The organism is Streptomyces sp. NPDC049837, from assembly GCF_040674455.1.
In the GTDB taxonomy this organism is placed as follows: domain Bacteria; phylum Actinomycetota; class Actinomycetes; order Streptomycetales; family Streptomycetaceae; genus Streptomyces.
Map to the genome: position 1 here is coordinate 1 of NZ_JBFAMP010000011.1, position 22152 is coordinate 22152.

At 70.0% G+C, this 22152-nt stretch carries 19 protein-coding genes and 1 pseudogene; 12 read left to right on the plus strand and 8 right to left on the minus strand.

Annotation, left to right across the window (positions count from 1 at the left end):
- Window positions 1–1302: DNRLRE domain-containing protein (locus AB0J57_RS26755; protein WP_366130839.1), on the minus strand; the 1302-nt coding region annotated here is incomplete at its 3' end.
- Window positions 1303–1674: 372 nt separating this feature from the next.
- Here AB0J57_RS26755 and AB0J57_RS26760 point away from each other — a divergent pair.
- Window positions 1675–2094 carry a hypothetical protein gene (locus tag AB0J57_RS26760; RefSeq protein WP_366130840.1) on the plus strand — a complete coding sequence of 140 codons (420 nt, stop codon included), beginning with the start codon at window positions 1675–1677 and terminating at the stop codon, window positions 2092–2094.
- Between the two features lie 75 nt (window positions 2095–2169).
- Here AB0J57_RS26760 and AB0J57_RS26765 read toward each other — a convergent pair whose 3' ends face one another.
- Window positions 2170–4149: a helix-turn-helix domain-containing protein gene (locus tag AB0J57_RS26765; protein WP_366130841.1), complete on the minus strand. Its 1980-nt coding sequence runs from the start codon at window positions 4147–4149 to the stop codon at window positions 2170–2172.
- Between the two features lie 74 nt (window positions 4150–4223).
- Window positions 4224–4925 (minus strand): methyltransferase domain-containing protein, encoded by a 702-nt coding sequence (locus tag AB0J57_RS26770; RefSeq protein ID WP_366130842.1) that lies wholly within the window; start codon window positions 4923–4925, stop codon window positions 4224–4226.
- 326 nt (window positions 4926–5251) lie between these two features.
- Here AB0J57_RS26770 and AB0J57_RS26775 point away from each other — a divergent pair, with 326 nt between their 5' ends.
- The 8 genes from AB0J57_RS26775 to trpS all read left to right on the plus strand — a co-directional run bounded on the left by AB0J57_RS26775 (window position 5252) and on the right by trpS (window position 13487).
- Window positions 5252–5932 (plus strand): hypothetical protein, encoded by a 681-nt coding sequence (locus AB0J57_RS26775; RefSeq protein ID WP_366130843.1) that lies wholly within the window; start codon window positions 5252–5254, stop codon window positions 5930–5932.
- Window positions 5933–5977: 45 nt separating this feature from the next.
- Entirely contained in the window at window positions 5978–6274 is a 297-nt protein-coding gene (locus AB0J57_RS26780; RefSeq protein WP_366130844.1) for a MoaD/ThiS family protein, read from the plus strand.
- Window positions 6275–6282: 8 nt separating this feature from the next.
- Complete coding sequence (locus tag AB0J57_RS26785) at window positions 6283–7548, plus strand: cytochrome P450 (RefSeq protein WP_366130845.1); 1266 nt, start codon at window positions 6283–6285, stop codon at window positions 7546–7548.
- Window positions 7545–8498, plus strand: a complete 954-nt coding sequence (locus AB0J57_RS26790) for a 2-dehydropantoate 2-reductase (protein WP_366130846.1) — start codon at window positions 7545–7547, stop codon at window positions 8496–8498. Before AB0J57_RS26785 ends, AB0J57_RS26790 begins: the two co-directional genes overlap by 4 nt.
- Window positions 8491–9573 carry a histidinol-phosphate transaminase gene (locus tag AB0J57_RS26795; protein WP_366130847.1) on the plus strand — a complete coding sequence of 361 codons (1083 nt, stop codon included), beginning with the start codon at window positions 8491–8493 and terminating at the stop codon, window positions 9571–9573. Before AB0J57_RS26790 ends, AB0J57_RS26795 begins: the two co-directional genes overlap by 8 nt.
- Window positions 9570–11441: a RiPP maturation radical SAM C-methyltransferase gene (locus AB0J57_RS26800; RefSeq protein WP_366130848.1), complete on the plus strand. Its 1872-nt coding sequence runs from the start codon at window positions 9570–9572 to the stop codon at window positions 11439–11441. Before AB0J57_RS26795 ends, AB0J57_RS26800 begins: the two co-directional genes overlap by 4 nt.
- 8 nt (window positions 11442–11449) lie before the next feature.
- Window positions 11450–12133, plus strand: coding sequence for a DUF5825 family protein (locus AB0J57_RS26805; protein ID WP_366130849.1), 684 nt, complete (start codon window positions 11450–11452; stop codon window positions 12131–12133).
- Window positions 12134–12374: 241 nt separating this feature from the next.
- Entirely contained in the window at window positions 12375–13487 is a 1113-nt protein-coding gene (trpS, locus tag AB0J57_RS26810) for a tryptophan--tRNA ligase (protein WP_366130850.1), read from the plus strand.
- Window positions 13488–13544: 57 nt separating this feature from the next.
- Here the strand turns inward: trpS and AB0J57_RS26815 are convergent, their stop codons facing one another.
- Entirely contained in the window at window positions 13545–14669 is a 1125-nt protein-coding gene (locus tag AB0J57_RS26815; RefSeq protein ID WP_366130851.1) for a magnesium and cobalt transport protein CorA, read from the minus strand.
- Window positions 14670–14783: 114 nt separating this feature from the next.
- Here AB0J57_RS26815 and AB0J57_RS26820 point away from each other — a divergent pair, with 114 nt between their 5' ends.
- Window positions 14784–15884, plus strand: coding sequence for a winged helix DNA-binding domain-containing protein (locus tag AB0J57_RS26820; RefSeq protein ID WP_366130852.1), 1101 nt, complete (start codon window positions 14784–14786; stop codon window positions 15882–15884).
- 8 nt (window positions 15885–15892) lie between these two features.
- Here AB0J57_RS26820 and AB0J57_RS26825 read toward each other — a convergent pair whose 3' ends face one another.
- Entirely contained in the window at window positions 15893–16540 is a 648-nt protein-coding gene (locus AB0J57_RS26825) for a LysE family translocator (RefSeq protein WP_366130853.1), read from the minus strand.
- 33 nt (window positions 16541–16573) lie between these two features.
- Complete coding sequence (locus AB0J57_RS26830) at window positions 16574–17404, minus strand: LuxR C-terminal-related transcriptional regulator (protein ID WP_366130854.1); 831 nt, start codon at window positions 17402–17404, stop codon at window positions 16574–16576.
- A 109-nt stretch (window positions 17405–17513) separates the two neighbouring features.
- Here AB0J57_RS26830 and AB0J57_RS26835 point away from each other — a divergent pair, with 109 nt between their 5' ends.
- Both AB0J57_RS26835 and AB0J57_RS26840 read left to right on the plus strand, forming a co-directional pair.
- Window positions 17514–19187, plus strand: a complete 1674-nt coding sequence (locus AB0J57_RS26835; protein WP_366130855.1) for an AMP-binding protein — start codon at window positions 17514–17516, stop codon at window positions 19185–19187.
- A complete protein-coding gene (locus AB0J57_RS26840) occupies window positions 19184–20785 on the plus strand; it encodes an AMP-binding protein (RefSeq protein WP_366130856.1) in 1602 nt (533 codons plus the stop codon). Before AB0J57_RS26835 ends, AB0J57_RS26840 begins: the two co-directional genes overlap by 4 nt.
- Window positions 20786–20858: 73 nt before the next feature.
- Here AB0J57_RS26840 and AB0J57_RS26845 read toward each other — a convergent pair whose 3' ends face one another.
- Both AB0J57_RS26845 and AB0J57_RS26850 read right to left on the minus strand, forming a co-directional pair.
- Complete coding sequence (locus AB0J57_RS26845; RefSeq protein ID WP_366131075.1) at window positions 20859–21731, minus strand: hypothetical protein; 873 nt, start codon at window positions 21729–21731, stop codon at window positions 20859–20861.
- Window positions 21705–21965, minus strand: a pseudogene (locus AB0J57_RS26850) (hypothetical protein); the annotation flags it as partial. The pseudogene AB0J57_RS26850 and the gene AB0J57_RS26845, both read right to left, overlap by 27 nt.
- Window positions 21966–22152: the final 187 nt, after the last annotated feature.

Below are 22152 nucleotides of genomic sequence, written 5' to 3' on the forward strand. Positions count from 1 at the left end.
GTCCTTGTTGACCGCGTACTGCGTGTACGCCGTGTTCCCGGAGGCCGGCCACGAGCCCTTCGCGGCCGTCACGCCCGTGTCACCGTCATCGACGAGGACGGAGGTGCCGGACAGCTCACCGGTGAGGGTGTTGGCGCTGTTCCACGTCGCCGACGACTCCGACCACTCGCCGGTGGCGCGGTGCGCCTCCAGCCGCACCTCGGAGTCTCCCGTGGTGTGCGTCTGGTCGTAGTACAGCTTCAGGTCGGCGGAGTCCAGCTTGGTGCCGGCCGGGACGCCGGTGAGCGGGAACTTCAGCAGCGCCCGCGAGGAGCCGGTGCTGGTGTTGCCGACCGACAGCCGCCAGTTCTCGTCGTAGTTCGACCCCGGGCCGTCCGAGGAGATCATGACGTCCTGAGCCGTGGTCGGCGTCGGTGCGATCGCGATCGTCGGATCGATGGTGACGGGGTACTGCCGCTCCTTGGCGGCCAGCCACTTAGCGTCCGGGGTGACGCGCAGTTGCCAGCCCTTGCCGTGGCGGACGAGCTTCTGCTCGACGGCGGTGCTGTAGGCGGTGCCGTACGGTGATTCCGCGTCCTTCTTCGCATCGGTCATGAACGCGGCCGGGATCACCAGCGCCGGGTCCTTGCCCTCGCCGTAGAAGCGGACCGAGCCGTCCTTGCCCGCCTTGGGGACCAGCCCGCCGGTGTCCAGCGTGAAGGTGAAGGTCACCGGGCCGACGGGGCGCTGGGCCAGGACGATGTTCTCCTTCACCCGCCCGGGCCCCACCTCGTACGAGAGGTCCGCGCCGGGCACGGCGCCCTTGTACGTGACGGTGTTGCCCTTGGCCGTCGGCGTGAGCCTCCCGGCGCCCTCCAGGCCCAGGGTGACCGCGTGCCCGTCTGCCGTCTCGAACCGCAGCAGTCGCCGCGCGTCGGTACCGAACCAGCTCCGCGCGACGTTGGTGGTGTTGGCGAAAGCGAAGCCGGCGCGGTCGGTGGGTGTGATCGCCGGATCGAGGTCCTTCCAGGACTTCCCGGCCCGGTAGGCGGTCGGCACCGCCGAGACCTCGGCCTGTACCCGGCCGTCGGAGAGCTGCCAGTACCGGGTGTTCGCGGTGCGCTGCCTGGTCAGTTCCTTGACGCGCTTCGCCTTCGCGGCGGCCTTGCCCTTCGGCAGCTTTTCGCGGCTCGGCAGTGCCGGCGTCCCGCCCGTGCTCGGCTCGCCGGGCCCGGATTCCTCTCCCTCGTCCGAGAACCAGCCCGTGAAGGCATCGACGATTCCCTCGTCGTCCCCTTCTGAAACGGGGGCGGCGTAGGCCATATGTGGCAGCATCGTGCTCGCCACCGCGGCCACCGCGAGGCAGGAGACGAATCTCCCGTATCTCACTTTCAAGCCAATCCCTTTCCTCGGCCCTCATTCCCACTCAAGGAACAAGGGCACACAGATCGGGCCGGGCGGGGAATTCCCGACCGGCCGTGCATCCATCACCACCGCAGGTCAGACGGCCCCTGCCGGTAGCGGGCGGATTATCAAGCACAGAGATGACGCCCCGTCAAACACGCCGACATTTCGGACCGGCGGCACGTGTAAACAGGGGGTGTTTGGACCCCATTGATCCGCTCACTCGCCCGGACACGCCACCAGGGTGTATAACCGCCCGGTTCGGCAGTTCGCGCATTCACGGGAGGACCCATGGCCGATTCCAAGGGACTTGACAGGAAGGGCATCGCGGTGGGCGCCGTGCTGCTCGCCGCCTGTGGCGGGCTCGTCGGCTATGGCGTACTCGACACGGAGGAGAAGCCCGCGCCGCGCGCGGTGCCGAGCGCCGAGGTGAGGTACGAGGTGCTGGGTGAGGGCACCGCCGACATCACGTACTTCGGGACGGGCGGAAGCACCAGGGCGGACGTGGCCAAGAACGCCCGGCTGCCCTGGACGAAGACGGTGAGCGTACCCATCGGCAAGGCGCCGATCGTCAGCATCACCCTCGGCGAGAAGGGCGGCCGGGCGAGCTGCACCCTCGCCATCCGCGGCAAGCAGGTCCAGCGCGCCACCGCCTCCGGGGAGTTCGGCCGGGCGACGTGCAGCGCCGAACTGCCCGCGTCCTCCTCCTGACCGGCGACCGCAGCGCCCCCCGCCCGGCCGTCTCCGTCGGGGCCGGTCAGCCGCGGCCGGGCGGCTCGGGGCTCGTCACTCCTGGCGTCCGGTGCCCTGGCGTCGGATCAGCATCTGCTTGGTCTGCTGCAACTGAAGTGCGAGCTGTATCTCCAGTGCCCGGCGGGGCTGCTGCCAGTCCGGGCCCAGGAGTTCCGTCACGCGGCCGAGGCGGCGGAACACACTGTTGGCGTGCAGGTGCAGCGCGCTCGCCGCACGGCTCGGGCTGCCGCCCGCCTCGAAGTACGCCGCCAGCGTGGCGGTGAGCTCGGTGCCCCGTTCGGAGTCGTACGCCAGGACAGGGCCGATCGTCGAGGAGACGAAGCCCTCGACGTTGGTGCTGTCGGCAAGAAGAAGCCCCACGAACCCCAGGTCCTCGGTCGCCGCCGCGCCTCCTGGACCCCGCAGGGCCGTGATGGCTTCCAGACAGCGCAGAGCCTCGTCGTACAACTCGGCGGCGGCGGAGATGCCGGCCGCGGGTCCCGCCGCTCCCACCGACACCGGTCGGGGCACCAGGGGCGACAGTTCGCCGGACACGGTGCGGGCCATCGCGGAGGCATCCGCACCGGGGAGCAGTAGCACGATGCAGCCGTCGTGAACGGTGTTCAGCCCCGCCATCCGGTAGGCGTAGGAGGATGCCCAGACGGCGGCGCGGCCGAGGTCCCCTTCAGGTCTGGCCACGACGACCACGTACTCGCCGGCTGGTTCGAGGCCGAGCCGTCCCGCCCGTGCCTGGAGTGGACGGGCCGCGTTCGCCGGGGTGGTGAGCAGGGCGTCGAGCAGTTCGCTCCGGACGGCGCCCTCCGCCGCGGTGGTGTCGCGCTGGAGGACCAGCGAGATGCCGACGGCTTGCGCGGCGGCCGTCAGGAGGCCCTGGTCCACCGCCGACCGGCGATCCGGATCGGACAGCACCAGCAGGCCCAGGTTCTCTCCGCCGGCGCTGATCGCGGCGGCCCAGCGACCGTTGCCGAGCGCGACGGGCTCCCCCGTGGCGTGCGCGTCGATCGACGCCTGGGCCAGCGAGGGTTCGTCCCTGTCCGATGCCTCGTCCGGAGCGACGAGCCATCGGCCGACGTCGTCCCGCACCGAGACGGTTCCTCCCAGGATCGTCCCCGCGGCCTCCGCGAGCGCCTGGGGGTCCTCTCCGTTCAGTGCGGCGCCGGTGAGCCGGGTCATGACCTTCTCCCAGGCAGCCGACCGGGAGAGCCGGGACCGCAGGGACACCTGCTCCCGACGCAGCTCCTCCGTCTCGTTCCTGGCGCGCTCCAGGCGCCTGACGCCTTCGATCGCCACGCCGGCGAGCTCCGCGAGGGAGCGGAACAGGCCGACCTCGTCGGGATGGAAGTGACGGATCTTCCGCTCGGCGCCGTAAAGCGCACCGAACCGGTCGTCCCCGGGACCGAGCGGGACCGCGATGATCGCCTGCAGCCCCTCGGCCCGGACCACCTCGTCGACGTGCTCGGAGTGCTGAATGCGCTGATCCCCGAGGTAGTCAGGGGTCCAGAACGGCGCCGTACTGTCGTGTACGAGAGCGCCCAGGCCGTGGCCCACGGGCACCGCCAATCCCACATTCATGGCGGTGGTCTCGCCCACGGACGTGTGCACGCACCAGCCCGCGTCGCCGGCGGGGGCGGTGATGTAGGCGAGGTCCAGGCCGAGCAGGCGGCGCGCCTGGACCGCGATGGACCGGGAGAGCTGATCCAGGTCGGTGGCCGCCATGAATTCCGTCGCCGAGTCGATCAGCGCCACGGTGCCGGCCTCGCGGCGCCGTGCGTGTACGGCGGACTCCCGTATGCCACGGGCCATGCCCACAGCCTGTGCCAGCCGGTCGTGGTCGCGAGCGCTCGGCCCGTACTGGTGGGACTGGTGCAGCAGTTCGTCGAAACGGTGGAGCGGTGCCTCCTCCGCGAGCAGTCGGACGACGGCGAGGGTGAGATCGTCCGCACCTGTGTCGTCCGACTCCACACCAACCCCCGCCGCTTCCAGGTGGTCCACGCACCAGCCAGTGGTGACCATAGGATCTTCGTCCTGCCTGGTCAAACGCCTTGGGCTGGGGCAGCGCGGCGATCGCGGCGAGCGCTGACAGGACGTCAGGCCGCAGTGATCTCAAAGAGGATGTGTTCCACGGTTTCCGGGCCCTCTTCGACCTTGAGGCTGCCGGCCACCCTCAGCTTCCGGCCACACTCGCCGGCAATCCTGGTCAGGGTTTCCACATCGCCCCGATCGCTGAAGTGAAGCAGGGCCGTGCCCGTCGGAGTGAGCCGTTCCGTGGCTGCCGACAGGTATCCGTGGTGTGTCCGGTAGCCGGGATCGACATAGGCACGGTCGTGAAGGGTCGCGTACTGGTGGTCGGCGGGTGCGAGCACGAAGTTCGAGTGCCAGTACACGACGTCGAACCTCTCCTCCGCCGACAGGCCCGCGAAGAGGTCGCTGTGCACGGCGCGCACCCGGTCCGCCACCCCGTGCCGCCCGGCGTTGACCGCGGCGTTGCGCACCGCATGCGGATTGATGTCCGCCGCGACCACCCGCTCGCATCCCGCAAGGGCGGCGGACACGGCGATCACGCCGGTTCCGCAGCCGATCTCCAGAAAGGAGCCGCTCCGGTGGAAGTCGGCGGGGAAGCCGAGCAACTCCATCGCCGCCTCGGTGGACGGTGAGAACGGCGGGGCGAACACCTCGTCCAGGAGGTCCCACTCACGTCCATGGAGCAGGAAGGTCCGGGGGCGGTCGTCCCGCGTCATCGACCGGCGGCTGCGCGCCAGTGACCGTTCGTAACTCCGGATCTCCTCCATCGTCCCTCCTCAACCGCCCCCTGCCCTCTGCCGGGCAGGGCTCTGGGAGAGCCTGCCGCAGCGGGCGGCCCCGCCACAGGTGGTCCAGTGACCGCCTCCCGGCTCCGTGGCGGTGCCCGGAGCACACCCGCGCCCGTCCGTCGCCGCCCGCGCCCGGGGTCCGGCCACACCACCGAGGTCCGCCGCTCGCCGGCCGCACGTGGCGTGCCACCACCGCGCAGGCCGAAAAGGGTGCCCGGCGTACCTCGTGCGGAGCGGGTTCGCGGTTGCAGTCTTTCGCCGTGGTTGCGACGAGGACATCGGAGGAGCGAGTGCACAGGCAGGTCATGAAAAACGCTCAGCACGAGATCCCTGCTCTTCCGGCGATCGTCCGCCTCGAAGCCGAACCCGCCAGGCGTTTCATTCGCAGTGCCGTGCGGGAGTACCAGAAATGCCTGGACAGCCGTAACGGAGACGGAGTTCCCACCCACCTGCCGCGCGCCTCGGCTCTCTTGTTCGGGCAGACGGACGGTTCCGAGACGACGATCAGTGACATCGAATTCGTGACGAACGTCCGCGACAGCGACCAGAGCGTCATGGCTGAATTCGAGAAGACGATCGCCCCCCGGTTCGGCGATGTGTACAGGAACCCGGGGCGAGGGTTCTGGTGCGACGAGAAAAGCGTACTGGAGGCCATCAAGAAGCAGTCCGCCAAGGGTCTGGATCTCATGGGCTCCATACATTCGCACCCGAACTGGCATGAAATCGGCCCACCGCACGAGCGCTACCAGGAGCTCAGCGAAAACCCGACCAGGATGGACGAGTACCTCTTCCGCCAGTCGTGCTGGCCGGTGAACGTGATCTGGTACATCCGCGGTGGCGTCGGCGGTGGCGGCATGGCGCACCGGGTAGCGGGCTGGAGGCCCGGTGCCGGCCGGTGCGAAAGCCTTGACATACGGATTCCGCCGGCGATCCACGACGAGTTCGATGTGGAATCACCGATCCATCGACAGGCGATCCAGCGATAGGTGCGGCAGGACGCAAGTAGAGGGCCTACCCAAGGGAAATGAGATATGAGCGATGTCACCATCAAACTCCCCGCAGCTTTCCATGTGCTGACCGGCGGGCAGCGGCAGGTGCCCATCGAGGGCGCCACCGTCCGGGAGGCGCTCGTCGGTCTTGACCGTGCCTGCCCCGGTGTACTGGAACGGCTCATGGACCCGGAGGGGTCGGTGAAGCGCTACGTCAATGTCTACCGGAACGACAGCGACATCAGGGATCTCGATGGTCTGGAAACGAAATTGGAGAACGAGGATGTCGTGTGGATAGTGCCGGCGGTGGCGGGTGGCAGCGGAATGGTACGAGCCTAGGAGCCGAGATGCCGGACATTCTCCCCTCGGAGTTCTTCACCCATCCCGGGCCGTCTCCCCACGCGGCGACCGCGGAACTCAGGTCCAAGTGCCCGGTCCACCGGATCGATGTCCCCCCAGGCGCCCAGGCGTACGCGGTTCTTGGGCACGAGGTCGTCGAGCAGGCGTTCGGTGATTCGCGCCTGACCAAGCAGGTCGAGAACTTGCCCGCCCCCTACCGGGACAAGGCCGCGGACAACAGCCTTCTCGTGGTCGGCAACCTGGGGTTCGCCGACCCGCCCAAGCACACCCGGCTGAAGCAGCCCATCAGCCGGGCCTTCCGGCCGGCGACAATCGCCCGGCTCCGCCCGCGCATCCAGGACATCGTCGACGATCTCATCGACGCCTTCCCGGAGTCCGGCGAGATCGACCTGCTGAGTGCGTTCGCCTTGCCGCTGCCGCTCATCACGATCTGCGAGTACCTGGGGATACCGGTCGAGGACAGGCCCCTGTTCCAGGAGTGGAGTTACGTCCTCAGCCAAGATCCGTTGCAGCACCCCGAGGCGGACCTGAAGAGGGCGAGCCGAGAGTTCCGGAACTACTTCACCGAACTGGTGGCCAAGCGTCGCACCGATCTGCGGAACGACCTGCTGAGCGAGCTCATCAGAGCCAGGGACGCGGACGCCCTCAGCGAGGACGAGCTGATGTCGACGATCCTCCTGCTGATCATCGCCGGGCACAAGACGGTCGCCAACATGATAGGGAACGGGTCGGCGCTGCTGCTCCGCCATCCCGAGCAGCTCGCCATGCTCCGCACCAGCCCCGAACTGATTCCCTCGGCGATCGAGGAGATCCTGCGCTACGAGGGTTCGGCCGCCTGGGCCTCGCTGCGGGTCGCGGCGGAGGACATGCGACTCGGCGGGGTGGACATACCCAAGGGGAGCTTCGTGCACCTCTCGCTGTCCGGCGCGGGGCACGATCCCGACGTGTACGACGACCCGGAACGCTTCGACATCACCCGGTCGCCGAACCGCCATCTGTCCTTCGGCCACGGCGCGCACTTCTGCATCGGCGCTCCACTGGCCCGGCTCCAGGGCGAGATCGCGTTCACCACGCTGCTGCGCCGACTGCCGCGGTTCGAGCTCGCGGTGGCTCCGGAGGACGTCGCCTGGATCGCCGACAGCTCGCTCAGCCGGGGTCTTGAGTCCCTCCCCCTACGACTGTGGGGGCGGTTGCCACGAAACGTGTGGCCCGGGCCGGAGTCTCTTGGGAGCGATGGGAGCGATGAAGGATGACCGGGGAAACGAGCGGCCCGAGCATCGCCGTGGTGGGAGCCGGCGGAGTCGGCGGCTACCTCGGCGGCCGGCTCGCCGCTGCCGGGTATGACGTGCGGTTCCTGGCGCGTGGAGATAGCCTCGCGGCGCTCGGGCGCAAGGGACTGCGCGTCACCAACGGTTCAAGCGACTGGTCGGTGCCGGACCTGCGCGCGTCCGACGACCCGCAGGACATCGGCGAGGTCGACTACGTGCTGCTGTGCGTCAAGACGTCGCAGTTGCCGGCGGCTGTCGACGCACTGGGGCCGATGGTCGGCCGGAACACCGCCGTGCTCACCGTGCAGAACGGGGTGGAGGCCCCCGAGCAGGTCGCGGCCGTGGTCGGCCGCGACCGGGTGCTCCCCGGCATGGTCAGGGTCGTCGCCACGCTGGTCGGCCCGGGCGAGGTGCGGCACGTGGGCGGCCCCGCCGCACTGGGCTTCGCCGAGTGGGACGGCAGCGTGTCCGACCGGGTGGAGCGGCTGCGCGAGGTGCTCCGTGACGCCTCGCTGACAGCGATGGAGCCGCGCGACATCTGGGCCGGCCTCTGGGCGAAGTTCCTGCTGGTGGTGCCGATCGGCAGCCTCGGAGCCGCCACCGGTGGGGCGACCATCGGCGAACTGCGGTCGCGCGGCGGCACCCGGCGGATGCTGATCGCCGGCATGCGGGAGATCCACGAGACCGGCATCGCGCTCGGGATCGAGCTGCCGGGCGACGCCGTGGACACAGCGATAGGGCTCATGGACCGCCAGCAGCCCGATGTGACCTCCTCGCTGCAACGGGACATCCTGGCGGGAAGGCCGTCGGAACTCGAAGCGTGGACCGGAGCCGCGGTCCGCCTCGCCGACCGGGCCGGCCGGACCGCGCCGGTCCACGAAATGCTCTACGAGTTGCTCGCCACGCGCGTATCGCGGACGGCGACGAATGAGTGAAGCCCGCAGCACCCTGCACGATGTGAGGGCCTACCGGGAGGAGGAGTCGTCGAACGCCGAAGGCGGGTCGCGCATCACCTTCGACCTGTCCAGCAACGAGCTGGTTCTTCCCCCGCTGCCCACCGTGCTTGCCGGTATCGAGGAAGGCCTGCCGCGCCTCGCTCGATACCCTGACCCCGCAGCACGGGACCTGACCAGGGAGATCGCCAGGCACTTGTGCCTCTCCGACGACGAGGTGGCAGTCGGCCCCGGGAGCGCGGGCGTGCTCCAGCAAATCCTTCTCGCACTGTGCGGCAAGGGCGACGAAGTCGTCTACGCGTGGCCGGGATTCGACGCGTATCCGCTGTTGGTCGCCGTTTCGGGCGCCATGGGCGTCCGCGTGCCGCTGACCGTGTCCGGCGACCACGACCTCGATGAGATCCGCACCCGGGTGAGCGAGCGGACCAGGGTGGTGATCCTGTGTTCCCCTCACAATCCGACCGGCACCGTCATCGACCACGGCGAGCTGCACAATTTCCTGTGTTCTCTGCCGGATCATGTGGTCACGGTCCTCGACGAGGCGTACGTGGAGTTCGATCGGGGCGGCGATCCTCCGGGCATGCCTCAGGTGCTGCGCGAACACCGCAACACCGTGGTACTCCGGACCTTCTCCAAGGCCTACGGGCTGGCCGGCCTACGGGTCGGCTATGCGGCGGGGCCTCGGCAGGTCATCGCCACCGTCCGCAAAACGGCGATCCCTTTCGGAGTGACGCGCCTCGCGGAACGAGCCGCCATGCTCTCCTTGCGCAGTGAGGGCGAACTGCGCGAACGTCTGGCGGCAGTGGCCGCGGCGCGCGAGGAACTGACCGCAGGCCTCAGGGAATTGAGGTTGCCCGTTCTGCCTTCCCGAGCCAACTTCGTCTGGCTGCCGCTCGCCTCGGCCGCCGAGTCCTTCGCTCGGGCAGCGGCTACCGCAGGGGTCAAGATCCGGGCCTGTCCGGGCCACGGTGTTCGGATCTCAGTAGGCGAGGCGGAGGCGCACCGGACGCTGCTGGCGGCGCTCGGCCGGAGAAATTCTAGGGTAGGTATTCTGTGAAAATCCTGATGATCGCCATGCCGTGGCAAGGTCTCGACACACCGTCCAGCGCACTGGGGGTACTGGGGCCTTGTATCCGCAAGAACGCTGCCGGCTGGAACGTCGATGAGCTGTACGCCAACCTCCGGTGGGCCGAATGCCTGATGCGTGAGAGCAACGGCTCCATCACGTGCGAGGATTACGGGAACGTCGCGGACCAGGTTTTCCACGGCGTGGGCGACTGGGTGTTCACCCCGGCGCTGTACGACGTCGACAGCTATCAGGTCGAGGAGTACTCGAAATTCCTCGAGCAGCGGGACATGGACCCGACGCTGCCCGTTGAGATGCAGAAGCACGCCCGGGGATTCATCCGGGATCTCGCGGTGGAGATCGCCGCCGATCCGCCCGACGTGGTCGGGTTCACGAGCACCTTCATGCAGAACGTGCCGTCGCTCGCCCTGGCCAGGGAGCTGAAGAAGCTCGCACCGGGCATCCTCACCGTACTGGGCGGCAGCAACTGCGACGGAGCGCAAGGGCCTGCCTTGCACCGGAATTTCGAGCAGCTCGACTTCGTGATCAGCGGTGAGGGTGAACGCGCCCTGCCCGCGTTGCTGAATCGCATCACCAAGGGCGGGAGCCTGGCCGACGTTCCGGGGCTGAGCTGGAGGGGGGACGACGGCCGGACGGTGGTGAATCCACCGGCCAAGGCGGCACTGCCGTTCGCCATGGTGCCGGCACCCACGTACGACAGCTACTTCCAGGCACTCGAAGAGTCACCCGTCCGGCACCACGTCCGTCCGATGCTGGTGCTGGAGACCTCCCGCGGCTGCTGGTGGGGGGAGGCGCATCAATGCACGTTCTGCGGCCTGAACGGCTCGAACATCGACTTCCGGAGCAAGGCCCCTGAGCGCATCGCCCAGGAGGTCCGGGAGCTGGCGGAGCGGTACCAGGTTCTCGACCTGGTCATGGTGGACAACATTCTCGACATGAAGTATCTCAATACGGCCATGCCTGAGATAGCTTCCCTCGACTGCGATCTGAGGATCCACTACGAGATCAAGTCCAATATGAACCGGGAGCAGTTGAGCAAGCTGAAAGAGGCGAACGTCCTGTTCGTGCAGCCCGGCATCGAGAGCCTGAGCAGCCATGTGCTGCGCCTCATGGACAAGGGCGTCAGCGCCGCGCACAACGTGCGGATGCTGCGGGACGGGCAGGATCTCGGACTCAACGTGACATGGAGCATCCTCTACGGTTTCCCCGGTGAGACCGAGGACGATTACCGCAGGCTGCTCAGGAAGATGGCCACACTCGAACATCTGGAGCCGCCCAGCGGGGCCTGGCGCATAGCCCTGGAGCGATTCAGCCCTTACTTCGAGGATCCCGCCCAGGGGTTCATGTTCCGTCGCCCGTCGGAAATCTATGACTTCATCTACCAGGTCCCACGGGACGAGCTGTACGACATGGTGTTCTTCTTCGACACCAGTGTCCAGGGAATCGCGGGGCCCATCGAGGACGAGGTGAAGCAGGCGTGCGAGGCATGGGCCAAGGCATACCCGCAGAGCACCCTCTCCTACTGGACCGATGAACGGGGCAGGGTCACCATCGAGGACCGCCGCGCCAGTTGGCCACAGGAAGTGATCGAGCTGGACGACGTCCAGAGCAATGTGTACCTCGGCATGTTCCAGTGCGCCGCCCGCGAGGGCATACGCCGGCGGCTCGCCGACAGCGGTCACGCCGTCGGGGAAAGGGAGGTCGAGGAGATGCTCCGTTACTTCGTCGACCGTGGTCTGGCATTCGAGGACGAGGGGCGCTACGTGAGCGTCGCCCTTGAGGTCGACCCGTATCGCCGAAAGCTGGTCGGCGGCAGGGAGGTGGCGGCTTCGCTATGAGGACGTTGATGCACATCGATGAGCTCAAGGCCCGGGGACCGGACGAGGGACGCCCGGCCGCCGGCCGGCCCGCGACGCTGACCCTGGCACCCGACTGGGCTGAACTTCCGGTCGCCACCGAGCTGGCGGCGTTACTGCTCCGGGTGCCGGTCGCCGGGGTGCGGCTGCCGGAGCCCGCCGACTTCTCGGCGCTCCCCGACCACACGATCGTGCGGATCATCGCGTTGCTCCGCGAATGTTCCTCGATCGGTGCCCGGGTCATCTGGTCCCTGAACCTGGGCGCGGAACAGCAGCACCTGATCCGGCAGCTCGATCACCTTCCCGCCCCCGACACATCCGTCGGTGAGTGGCGATCCTCCAGCAATTTCGGCCTCCTGTATTTCCGCAAGGGCCCGAAATTCCTGTCCGTGATCGATGAGCGCCCCGAACACAGCAGGCGCGTCATCGTGGACGATCCCGCCACGATGGCCGTATTCGTTCAGGCCCTGGACGGATGCGCCTGGACGGAGGTGACGCGGACCCCGCAATACGCTGCCGCCGCGCGTGACCTGGTGAAGAAGGGGCTGCTCCTGCGCGTCGGGGACCAGTGCGTGACCCTCCCCGTGCACATGCGTTCATGGCCCATCGGCACCGTTCTCCTGGGGGGAACCCTGGCCTCGGCCGGAAAGAAGTCAGACGACGCGAACGGGTAGTTCGCACGTGAGTCTCATAATCCCGCCCGTGTCGTATCCCGCGCGGGTAAATCCTCACGGCCATGGCAGCGGACGTTATGATGGGTCCATGCAGCATTCGTCATGTCTGAGCTGGTGGCGCTCCTCGTAGGAGCGGCCGCCTCTCATGCTTGACCGGGCCGTTCGGATGGACGGCCCGTTTGCGTCCCCTGGACCAGGGCTCGTGCCATCTGGCGGCGAGACCGACGTACCAGGAGATCGTATGAACACCACCCCCCAGACCGTGACCCCCGATGCCGCCGCGCCTGATTCCCCCGCCGACGTGCTCGGGACGTCTGCGGCGCAGGCCCGCAGTGCGGTGCTGGAAGAGCTGATCCTCAAGGACCCCGGGCAGTTCCGTGTGCTGACGGGCGACCGCCCCACCGGCCGCCTGCACCTGGGGCACTACTTCGGAACGCTGCACAACCGAGTCCGCCTTCAGGACCTCGGTGTGGAGTTGTTCGTGGTGGTCGCGGACTACCAGGTCCTGACCGACCGCGATGTCGCGAACAACCTGACCGAGTGTGTGGAGGAGTTGGTGTTGGACTACCTCGCCATTGGCGTGGATCCGGCACGCAGCACGATCTTCACGCACAGCGCCGTCCCCGCGCTCAACCAGCTCATGCTGCCCTTTCTCAGTCTCGTCTCCGTCGCCGAGCTGAACCGCAACCCCACGGTCAAGGACGAGATCACCCACTCACGTCAGTCCTCCGTCAGTGGCCTGATGTTCACCTACCCCGTCCACCAAGCCGCCGACATCCTCTTCTGCAAGGCCAACCTGGTCCCGGTCGGCCAGGACCAGCTCCCTCACCTCGAAGTCACCCGGACCATCGCCCGCCGGTTCAACGACCGCTACGGCAACGGCACCGCCGTATTCCCCCAGCCCGATGCCCTGCTGTCGAGCGCACCACTCCTGCTCGGCACGGACGGCACCAAGATGAGCAAGAGCCGGGGCAATGCCATCGCCCTGGCCGCCGACGCCGACGAGACCGCCCGACTGCTCAAGGGTGCCAAGACCGACTCCGAGCGGCACATCACCTACGACCCGGCCACCCGCCCCGAGGTGTCCTCCCTCCTCCTGCTGGCAGCCCTCTGCCAGAACCGGACCCCCCAGCAGGTGGCCGAGGACATCGGCTCCGCGGGAGCCGCCGCGCTGAAGAAGACCGTGACCGAGTCGGTCAACGAGTACCTGGCCCCCATCAGGTCGCGCCGAGCCGAGCACGCGCAGGACCGCACCTACCTCCGCCAGACCCTCCGCGAAGGCAACGAGCGCGCCAGGGCCGTGGCCGACGCCACGCTCGCCGAGGTGCGCGCCGCCATGAACAGCCGGTACTGACGAGTCCACGACCGGGTGTCACAGCTTGCGCTGTGCCACCCGGCCGGTCGTCAGGGCCTACAGCCAGTCCCGCTTCTTGAAGACTACGTACAGGCTCGAACACACCACCGCCATCAGCAGGATCGCGAAGGGGTAGCCGTACACCCAGTGCAGCTCCGGCATGTGGTCGAAGTTCATGCCGTAGATCGTTCCCACCAGTGTGGGTGCGAAGAGGATGGCCGCCCACGACGAGATCTTCTTGATCTCCTCGTTCTGCTCGAAGCCCGCTTCCGCCAGGGCCCGCATCTCCGCGTTCTGTTGTTGCGTGACGAGAGTCGCGTTGACCGTGAGGATCTCGGTGAGGGCCTGGCGGAAGCCGTCCACACGTTCGCTGGTGTGGGTGACGTGGTCGGCGACGTCGCGCAGGTGGCGCTGGAGTTCCTCGTCGGTGCCGTATTTGGCGAAGCCGGCCATCAGGCCGTGGAGCATGCCGACCAGGGGGCGGGTGGCGCGCTGGAACTCGACCATTTCGCGGGAGAGTTCGTAGATGCGGCGGGAGACCTCCGGGTCGCCCCGGAATACCTCGGTCTCGATCTCGTCGATGTCGTTCTGGACGCCCGCGACCACCGGGGCGTAGCCGTCGACGACGGCGTCGAGGATGGCGTACAGCACCGCCTCGGGGCCGAGGGCGAGGAGTTCCGGAGTCTCCTCCATGCGGCGGCGGACCGCGGAGAGGTCCGGGGCGGCGCCGTGGCGGACCGTGATGAGGAAGTCGGCGCCCAGGAAGACGTGCAGCTCACCGAAGTCGACCTCCTCCTGCGCGTCGAGGTAACGGGCGGCGCGCAGCACGACGAAGAGCGTGTCGCCGTAGCGTTCGAGCTTCGGGCGCTGGTGGGCCTCCATGGCGTCCTCGACGGCCAGCTCGTGGAGGTCGAATTCGGCCGCCAGGGAGAGCAGTTCCGCCTCCGAGGGACGGTGGAGCCCTATCCAGGCCATACCGTCCGGCTCCTCGCGCAGTTGCCGGAAGGTCTCCGCGAGCGTGCCGGGGGAGGACACCTTGTGGCCGTCCCGGTAGAGGGACGCCTGGACCACGCTGCCCCGGTCGGGGGACGGGGAGGGGGACGCGGTGGGCGGGTGTTCGGCGACGGGCGCGGGGGCCGTGGAGCGCCGTCGCCAGTTCGGCTTCTTCGAGGGCAGGGTCATAAGGGGTCTCACCTCCCGGGTCGAACCATATACGTCCCGGTTTGCACTGGCATGGCAGGACCGGCATCGTATTGAGGACAGAACCTGTCCGCGAGGGCGCGTAGCGTGCCGGACATGGACTCCCGGAAGAAGCCCGTGCTCTCCGCCCGCGCCCTCAACCGCGCCACCCTGGCACGGCAGCTCCTGCTGCGTCGTACCCCCATGCCGGCGAAGCACGCCATCGCGCACCTCGTCGGGCTCCAGGCCCAGAACACCAAGCCGCCCTACTACGCCCTCGCCGCCCGCCTCGACGGCTTCCGCCCCGAGGAGCTGTCCGCGCTGATGGAGGCCCGGGAGGTGGCGCGGATCGTCACCATGCGGTCCACCATCCACACGCACACCGCCGACGACGTGCTCGCCCTGCGCCCCCTCGTCCAGGGCGCCCGCGACCGGGAGGTCACGGTGTTCCGCAAGGGGCTCGTGGGGGTCGACCTGGAGCGGCTCAAGGCCATCAGCCGCGACCTGGTCGAGGAGCGGCCCCGTACGCCGAAGGAGATCCGCGAGACGCTGCTGAAAGAGTGGCCGGACGCCGACCCGCTCGCCCTGTCCGTCGCCGCCCGCTGCCTGCTGCCGCTCGTCCAGGTCACCCCGCGCGGCCTGTGGGAACGCAGCGGCCAGGTGGCCCTCACCACCGCCGAGACCTGGCTCGGGAGGTCCGCCGAGCCGGCGACACCGGAGGCGGCCGTCCTGCGCTACCTCGCCGCCTTCGGTCCGGCCTCCGTCAAGGACATGCAGACCTGGTCGGGCCTGACCCGGCTGCGGGACGCCTTCGAGGCGCTGCGACCACGCCTGCTGACCTTTCAGGACGAGTACGGTGCCGAGCTCTTCGACCTGCCCGACGCGCCGCGCCCCGACCCGGACACCCCGGCACCGCCGCGCCTCCTGCCCGAGTTCGACAACCTGCTGCTCTCGCACGCCGACCGCACCCGCGTCGTACCGAAGGAGTACAAGGACCGCACCTGGAAGGGCAACCAGGCCTACCGCACCTTCCTCGTCGACGGCTTCCTCGCCGGGATCTGGGGCCTGGAGGAGACGAAGGGCGGGGTGACGGTGACGGTGCAGCCGTTCGGGACGCTCACGCGCGAGCAGCGCGCCGCCGTGGCGGAGGAGGCCGGGCGGACGATGGCGGTGATGGCCCCGGGGAAGGCGTGCGAGGTGCGGTTCGGGACGCTGTGACCCCGCCGCTAGTCCGCGCGGCCCGTCGCCGCCACCGTCACGCCCAGGCCGATCATCGCGAAGCCGCCCGCGCCGCCCACCATCGACAGGCGGCGGTCCGAACGGGCGAACCAGCCGCGCGCCGCCGCCGCGCCCAGGCCCCACAGCGTGTCGGTGACCAGGCCGATGCAGATGGGCACCAGACCCAGCAGCAGCATCTGGACCGCCACCTGGCCGGCCGCGTGGTCCACGAACTGGGGCAGCACCGCCGCGAAGAAGACGATGCCCTTCGGGTTCGTGACGCCCACGACGACGCCGTCCAGCAGCGTGCGGAGGTCACCCCGCGACGTGGCGGGCGGAGGCGTGTTCAGCAGGGCGGCCTTCATGTCCTTGCGGTGCCGGAACGCCTGTACCCCCAGGAAGACCAGATACGCCGCGCCCGCCAGCTTCACCGCCATGAACACGGCCACCGACCGCTCCACCGCCGCGCCGATCCCCAGGGCCACGGCCACCACCAGGACGTACGAGCCCAGCACGTTGCCGAGCACCGTCGCCATCGCCGTACGCCGGCCGTGCGCGAGGGCGCGGCCGATCACGAACAGCACACTCGGGCCCGGAATCACGATCACGAGCACCGACATGGCCGCGAAGGCCAGCACACGGTCTGTGGACACCATGGCCCCACCCTAGTGCGCGCACACGTGTGAACGTCAGGGCAACAACCCCGCCCGCCGGGCCGCCGCCACCGCCTGGCCGCGGGTGTGCGCGCCCAACTTCCGCATCGCGGAGCGCAGGTAGCCCTTGACCGTCTCGGGCCGCAGGCCCAGCCGCTGCGCCGCGCCGGTGTTGGTCGCGCCCGAGGCCACGGCCGCCAGCACGTCCGCCTCCCGGGGCGTCAGCGTCACGCTGGGCGCGCCCGCCGGCACCCGGGCCGACGCGAGCCGCCCGCACACCGCCAGCAGCTCGGCGCGCAGGGCCGGGTCGGCGATCCGGGGCGCGAGCGCCCGCAGCTCGCCGTGCGCCTCACGGACCGTCTCCCACGCCGCCGGTTCCCCCGACGGGCCGGTGGACGCCCCGGCCGCGGCCAGCCGCTGGGCCTCGTCGCGTACCGCCAGGGCCTGCTCCACGTCCCGGGCCGCCGCGACCGCCGCGTCGAAGACCCGGTCCCCGAGCGGCAACGGCTCGCGCAGCCCGCCGTACAGCACACCCCGCACCCGCCGCCGCACCACCACCGGGACGGCGAGCACCGAGCGCAGCCCCTCCGCCGCGACCGGCCCGTCGTACTCGTGGCTGATGTGGCGCGCCGAGGCGTAGTCGGTCACCGCGCACGGCCGGGCCAGCGCGATGGCCTTGCCGCCGAGCCCGTTGCCGGTGCCGATCGTGAGCCCGCGCAGAGCGGTGGACAGCGCGCCGTTCAGCTCGGCGATCCGCATCCGGCGGCCGTCGTGGAGCAGGCCGCCGAAGGCGATGGGCAGCCCGCTGGCACGGCGCAGGCGCAGCAGGGCCGCGCGTATCTCCACAGCTTCCACCCGCTCGGACACGTCACCGCTCCTTCACCCCCGTTCGGGGGTAGTGAGACCTGGGTCACCGATTACACGATGCCGGTGACGGGTCCCGCAATGACGGGTCCCGCGATGTGGAGGAGGACGCATGGCGGCAAGCGGCGCGACGCGGGAGTTCCGGGAGGCCCGGGACTTCCTGCTGCGGCACCGGGAGGACTACGAGGCGGCGTACGAGGGGTTCGCCTGGCCCCGGCCGGACCGCTTCAACTGGGCGCTGGACTGGTTCGACGTCATCGCCGAAGGCAATGGCGCGACCGCCCTGCACATCGTCGAGGAGGACGGCACCGAGACGCGCGTGAGCTTCGCCGACATGCGGACGCGCTCCGACCGGGTCGCGAACTGGCTGCGCGGGCTGGGCGTACGGCCCGGGGACCGGATCGTCGTCATGCTCGGCAACCAGGTGGAGCTGTGGGAGACCGCCCTCGCCGCCATGAAGCTGCGGGCCGTCGTCATCCCCGCCACACCCCTGCTCGGCCCCGCCGACCTCGTCGACCGCATCGAGCGCGGCCGGGCACGGCATGTCATCGTGCGCGCCGGGGACACCGCCAAGTTCGACGCCGTGCCGGGGAACTACACCCGGATCGCCGTCGGTGCGCGCGTGCCGCACTGGATCGCGTACGAGGAGGCCTACGGGGCGTGCGCGCCCTTCGAGCCCGACGGCGACACCCTCGCCGACGACCCCCTCATGCTCTACTTCACCTCCGGCACCACCGCCCGCCCCAAGCTCGTCGAGCACACCCACACCTCGTACCCCATCGGCCACTTGGCGACGATGTACTGGATCGGTCTGCGACCCGGTGACGTCCACCTGAACATCTCCTCGCCCGGATGGGCCAAACACGCCTGGTCCAACCTCTTCGCGCCCTGGAACGCCGAGGCGACCGTCTTCATCCACAACTACACGCGCTTCGACGCCGCCCGCCTGATGGCCGAGATGGACCGGCACGGTGTCACCAGCTTCTGCGCCCCGCCCACCGTGTGGCGGATGCTCATCCAGGCGGACCTGTCCGCGCTGCGCACCCCGCCCCGGGAGGTCGTCGCCGCCGGTGAGCCGCTGAACCCGGAGGTCATCGAGACCGTACGGCGCGAGTGGGGCGTGACCATCCGGGACGGCTTCGGGCAGACCGAGACGGCCGTCCAGGTCTCCAACAGCCCGGGGCAGTTGCTGAAGGCGGGCTCGATGGGGCGCCCCAGCCCCGGCTTCCGCATCGAGCTGCTCGACCCGGTGACCGGGAAGCCGGGCGCGGCGGAGGGAGAGATCGCCATCGACCTGTCGACCGGACCCGTGGGCGTGATGACCGGCTACCACGGCGATCCGGAGCGTACGGCCGAGGCGATGGCAGACGGCTACTACCGCACGGGGGACATCGGCTCGCGCGACGCCGACGGATACGTGACGTACGTGGGCAGGAGCGACGACGTCTTCAAGGCGTCCGACTACAAGATCTCGCCGTTCGAGCTGGAGAGCGCCCTACTGGAGCACGAGGCGGTGGCGGAGGCCGCGGTCGTCCCGGCGCCCGACCCGGTCCGCCTCGCGGTGCCCAAGGCGTACGTCGTCCTCGCCGACGGCTGGGAGCCGGGCCCCGAGACGGCGAAGGCCCTGTTCGCGCACTCGCGCGCGGTCCTCGCGCCGTACAAGCGCATCCGCCGCATCGAGTTCGCCGAGCTGCCCAAGACCGTGTCGGGGAAGATCCGCCGGATCGAGCTGCGTGAACGTACGGCGGCGGGGTCGGCGGCCGAGTACGTGGAGGGGGAGCTGTGACGAACCTGTCGTACGCGCACGGGACGGGCGGGACGGCCCTGCTCGGCGACACGATCGGCGCGAACCTGGCGCGGGCGGTGGCCCGTCACCCCGGCCGGGAGGCACTGGTGGACGTGGAGTCCGGCCGTCGCTGGACGTACGCCGAGTTCGGCGCCGCCGTGGAGGAGCTGGCACGCGGGCTGATGGCGGCCGGGGTCGCCAAGGGCGACCGGGTCGGGATCTGGGCGGTGAACTGCCCCGAGTGGGTGCTCACGCAGTACGCCACCGCCCGGATCGGCGCGATCATGGTGAACATCAACCCGGCGTACCGGGCGCACGAGCTGGCGTACGTCCTGCGTCAGGCGGGCGTCTCGCTGCTCATCGCGTCCCTCGCCCACAAGACGAGCGACTACCGGGCCCTGGTGGACCAGGTGCGCGCCGACTGCCCCGGCCTGCGGGCCGTGCACTACATCGGGGACCCGTCGTGGGGCGAGCTCGCCGGCGGGACGGTCCCGGACGCCGAACTGGCGGCGCGGGAAGCGGAGTTGTCGTGCGACGACCCCGTCAACATCCAGTACACCTCCGGCACCACCGGCTTCCCCAAGGGCGCCACGCTCACCCACCACAACATCCTCAACAACGGTTACTTCGTGGGCGAGATGCTCGGCTACACCGAGCGGGACCGCATCTGCCTGCCCGTGCCCTTCTACCACTGCTTCGGCATGGTGATGGGAAACCTCGCCGCCACCTCCCACGGCGCCGCCATGGTGATCCCGGCCCCCTCCTTCGAGCCGGCGGCCACGCTGCGCGCCGTCCAGCAGGAGCGGTGCACCTCGCTGTACGGCGTGCCGACGATGTTCATCGCCGAGCTGAACCTCCCGGACTTCGCCTCCTACGACCTCTCCTCCCTCCGGACCGGGATCATGGCCGGCTCGCCCTGTCCGGTGGAGGTGATGAAACGGGTCGTCGCCGAGATGAACATGGCGGAGGTGTCGATCTGCTACGGCATGACGGAGACCTCCCCGGTCTCCACCCAGACCCGGCGCGACGACGACCTGGAGCGCCGCACGGGCACGGTCGGGCGGGTCATGCCGCACGTCGAGGTCAAGGTCGTCGACCCGGTGACCGGAGTGACCCTGCCGCGCGGCGAGGCGGGCGAGCTGTGCACGCGCGGCTACAGCGTGATGCTCGGCTACTGGGACGAGCCGGAGAAGACCGCCGAGGCGATCGACGCGGGCCGCTGGATGCACACGGGCGACCTCGCGGTGATGCGGGAGGACGGGTACGTCCGGATCGTCGGCCGTATCAAGGACATGATCATCAGGGGCGGGGAGAACGTCTACCCGCGCGAGATCGAGGAGTTCCTGTACGCCCACCCCAAGATCGCCGACGTGCAGGTGGTCGGGGTGCCGGACGAGCGGTACGGGGAGGAGATCCTCGCCTGCGTGATCCCGCGCGACCCGGCGGACCCGCCGACGGCGGCCGACATCACCGCGTACTGCCGCGAACGGCTGGCGCACTACAAGATCCCGCGCCGGGTCGAGATCCTCGACGCCTTCCCGATGACGGTGAGCGGGAAGGTACGGAAGGTGGAGCTGCGCACGAGGTACGGCGGCTAGGCGGGCTTCACGCGCCCCGGGGCTTCACGCGCGCGGAGGCCTCACGCGCCCGGGGCTTCACGCGCCCGGGGCTTCACGCGCCCCGGGCGACGAGCTCGTCGGCTGCGGCGTTGAGGGGCTGCGGAGTGCCGGTGAGGTCCATGACGAACAGCGGCAGCCGCAGCCGGTCGGCGCGGGCGCGCGCCTTCTCCTCGTACCCGGCGAGGGAGAACGACACGCTCGTCGCCGACGCCGCCAGGCCGGTCAGCCACAGGCACTCCACCGCGCGCAGGGAGGTGGGCCGGGTGGTCGGGTCGACCTGCGCGACCAGCCCGGGGCCGCGCAGCTCGATGCCGAACCCGGAGCCCGGCCCGTGTCCGGCCCCGGCGGGCTCCTCGGGCTGGACGACGTCGCGGAAGCCGAGCCAGCGGAGGTAGAGCGCGGCGGCGGTGACCGCGTCGCGTGCGGTGCGGATGGTCACCGGCCGGAAGGACGGGCGCGGTACGGCGGCGGTGCGCGGCAGCGGTATGTGGGAGGGCGCCGTCGAGATCCCGCCCGTGGAAGCGGCCGCCCCGGGCGGAGCCCCCGCCCCGGCTCCCGGCCCGGAGGCCCCCGGCTCCGAGGACCCGGACCCGGAAGCCCCTGCCCCCGTCCTGGAGGCCCCGGCCTCCGACCCCGTCCCGGAGGGCCCGTCTCCGGTGGGCCCGGCCCCGGAGGCCCCTGATCCCGAGGACGCGGCCCCGGCCCCGGCCGCCCCGGCCCCCGTAGCGGACAACCCTGCCCCGGACGCCCCGATCCCGGAGGAGCCCGCCCCGGCCCCGGCCGCCCCAGAGGCACCGGCGCCGGGCGCGCCGGCCCCGGAGGAGCCCGATCCGCCGGCCCGGCCCCCCGCGGAACCCGCCGCCCCGCCTTCCGGGCCCCACTGTGGCGGTACGGCGGTCACCGGCCGTACCGGGACGCGGAGCACCGTGCCGCAGGGGCAGCCCAGCTCGGGCTGTGGCCACTGGTCGTGGCGCCCGCACGCCGTGCAGCGGACGGTGACCCAGTCGTCGGTCCAGGTGCGGTGGGTGATCGGCTCGGCGGGGGCGCCCCTGAGGAGCGGCGGGACGACGGGCACGCCGCACGGGCACGGGTAGACGGGCGGCGCGTAGGCGTGCGTGCGGCGGCAGGCCGGGCAGCGTACCGGGACGTTCTCTCCCACGTAGGACCCCCTTCTTTCCGCCACCCATCGTCCACCAAGGGCGGGCGCTTGGGGACGGAGTTCGGCCATCCCTTGACTGCATCACTCTCACACCCTAAATTGCTTCCGTATAGTAGAACTACACTTCCGCATTACGGAATCGAAGCTCTCAGGTGGCGCGACAGAGCACGAATCCGCCCGGCCGAAG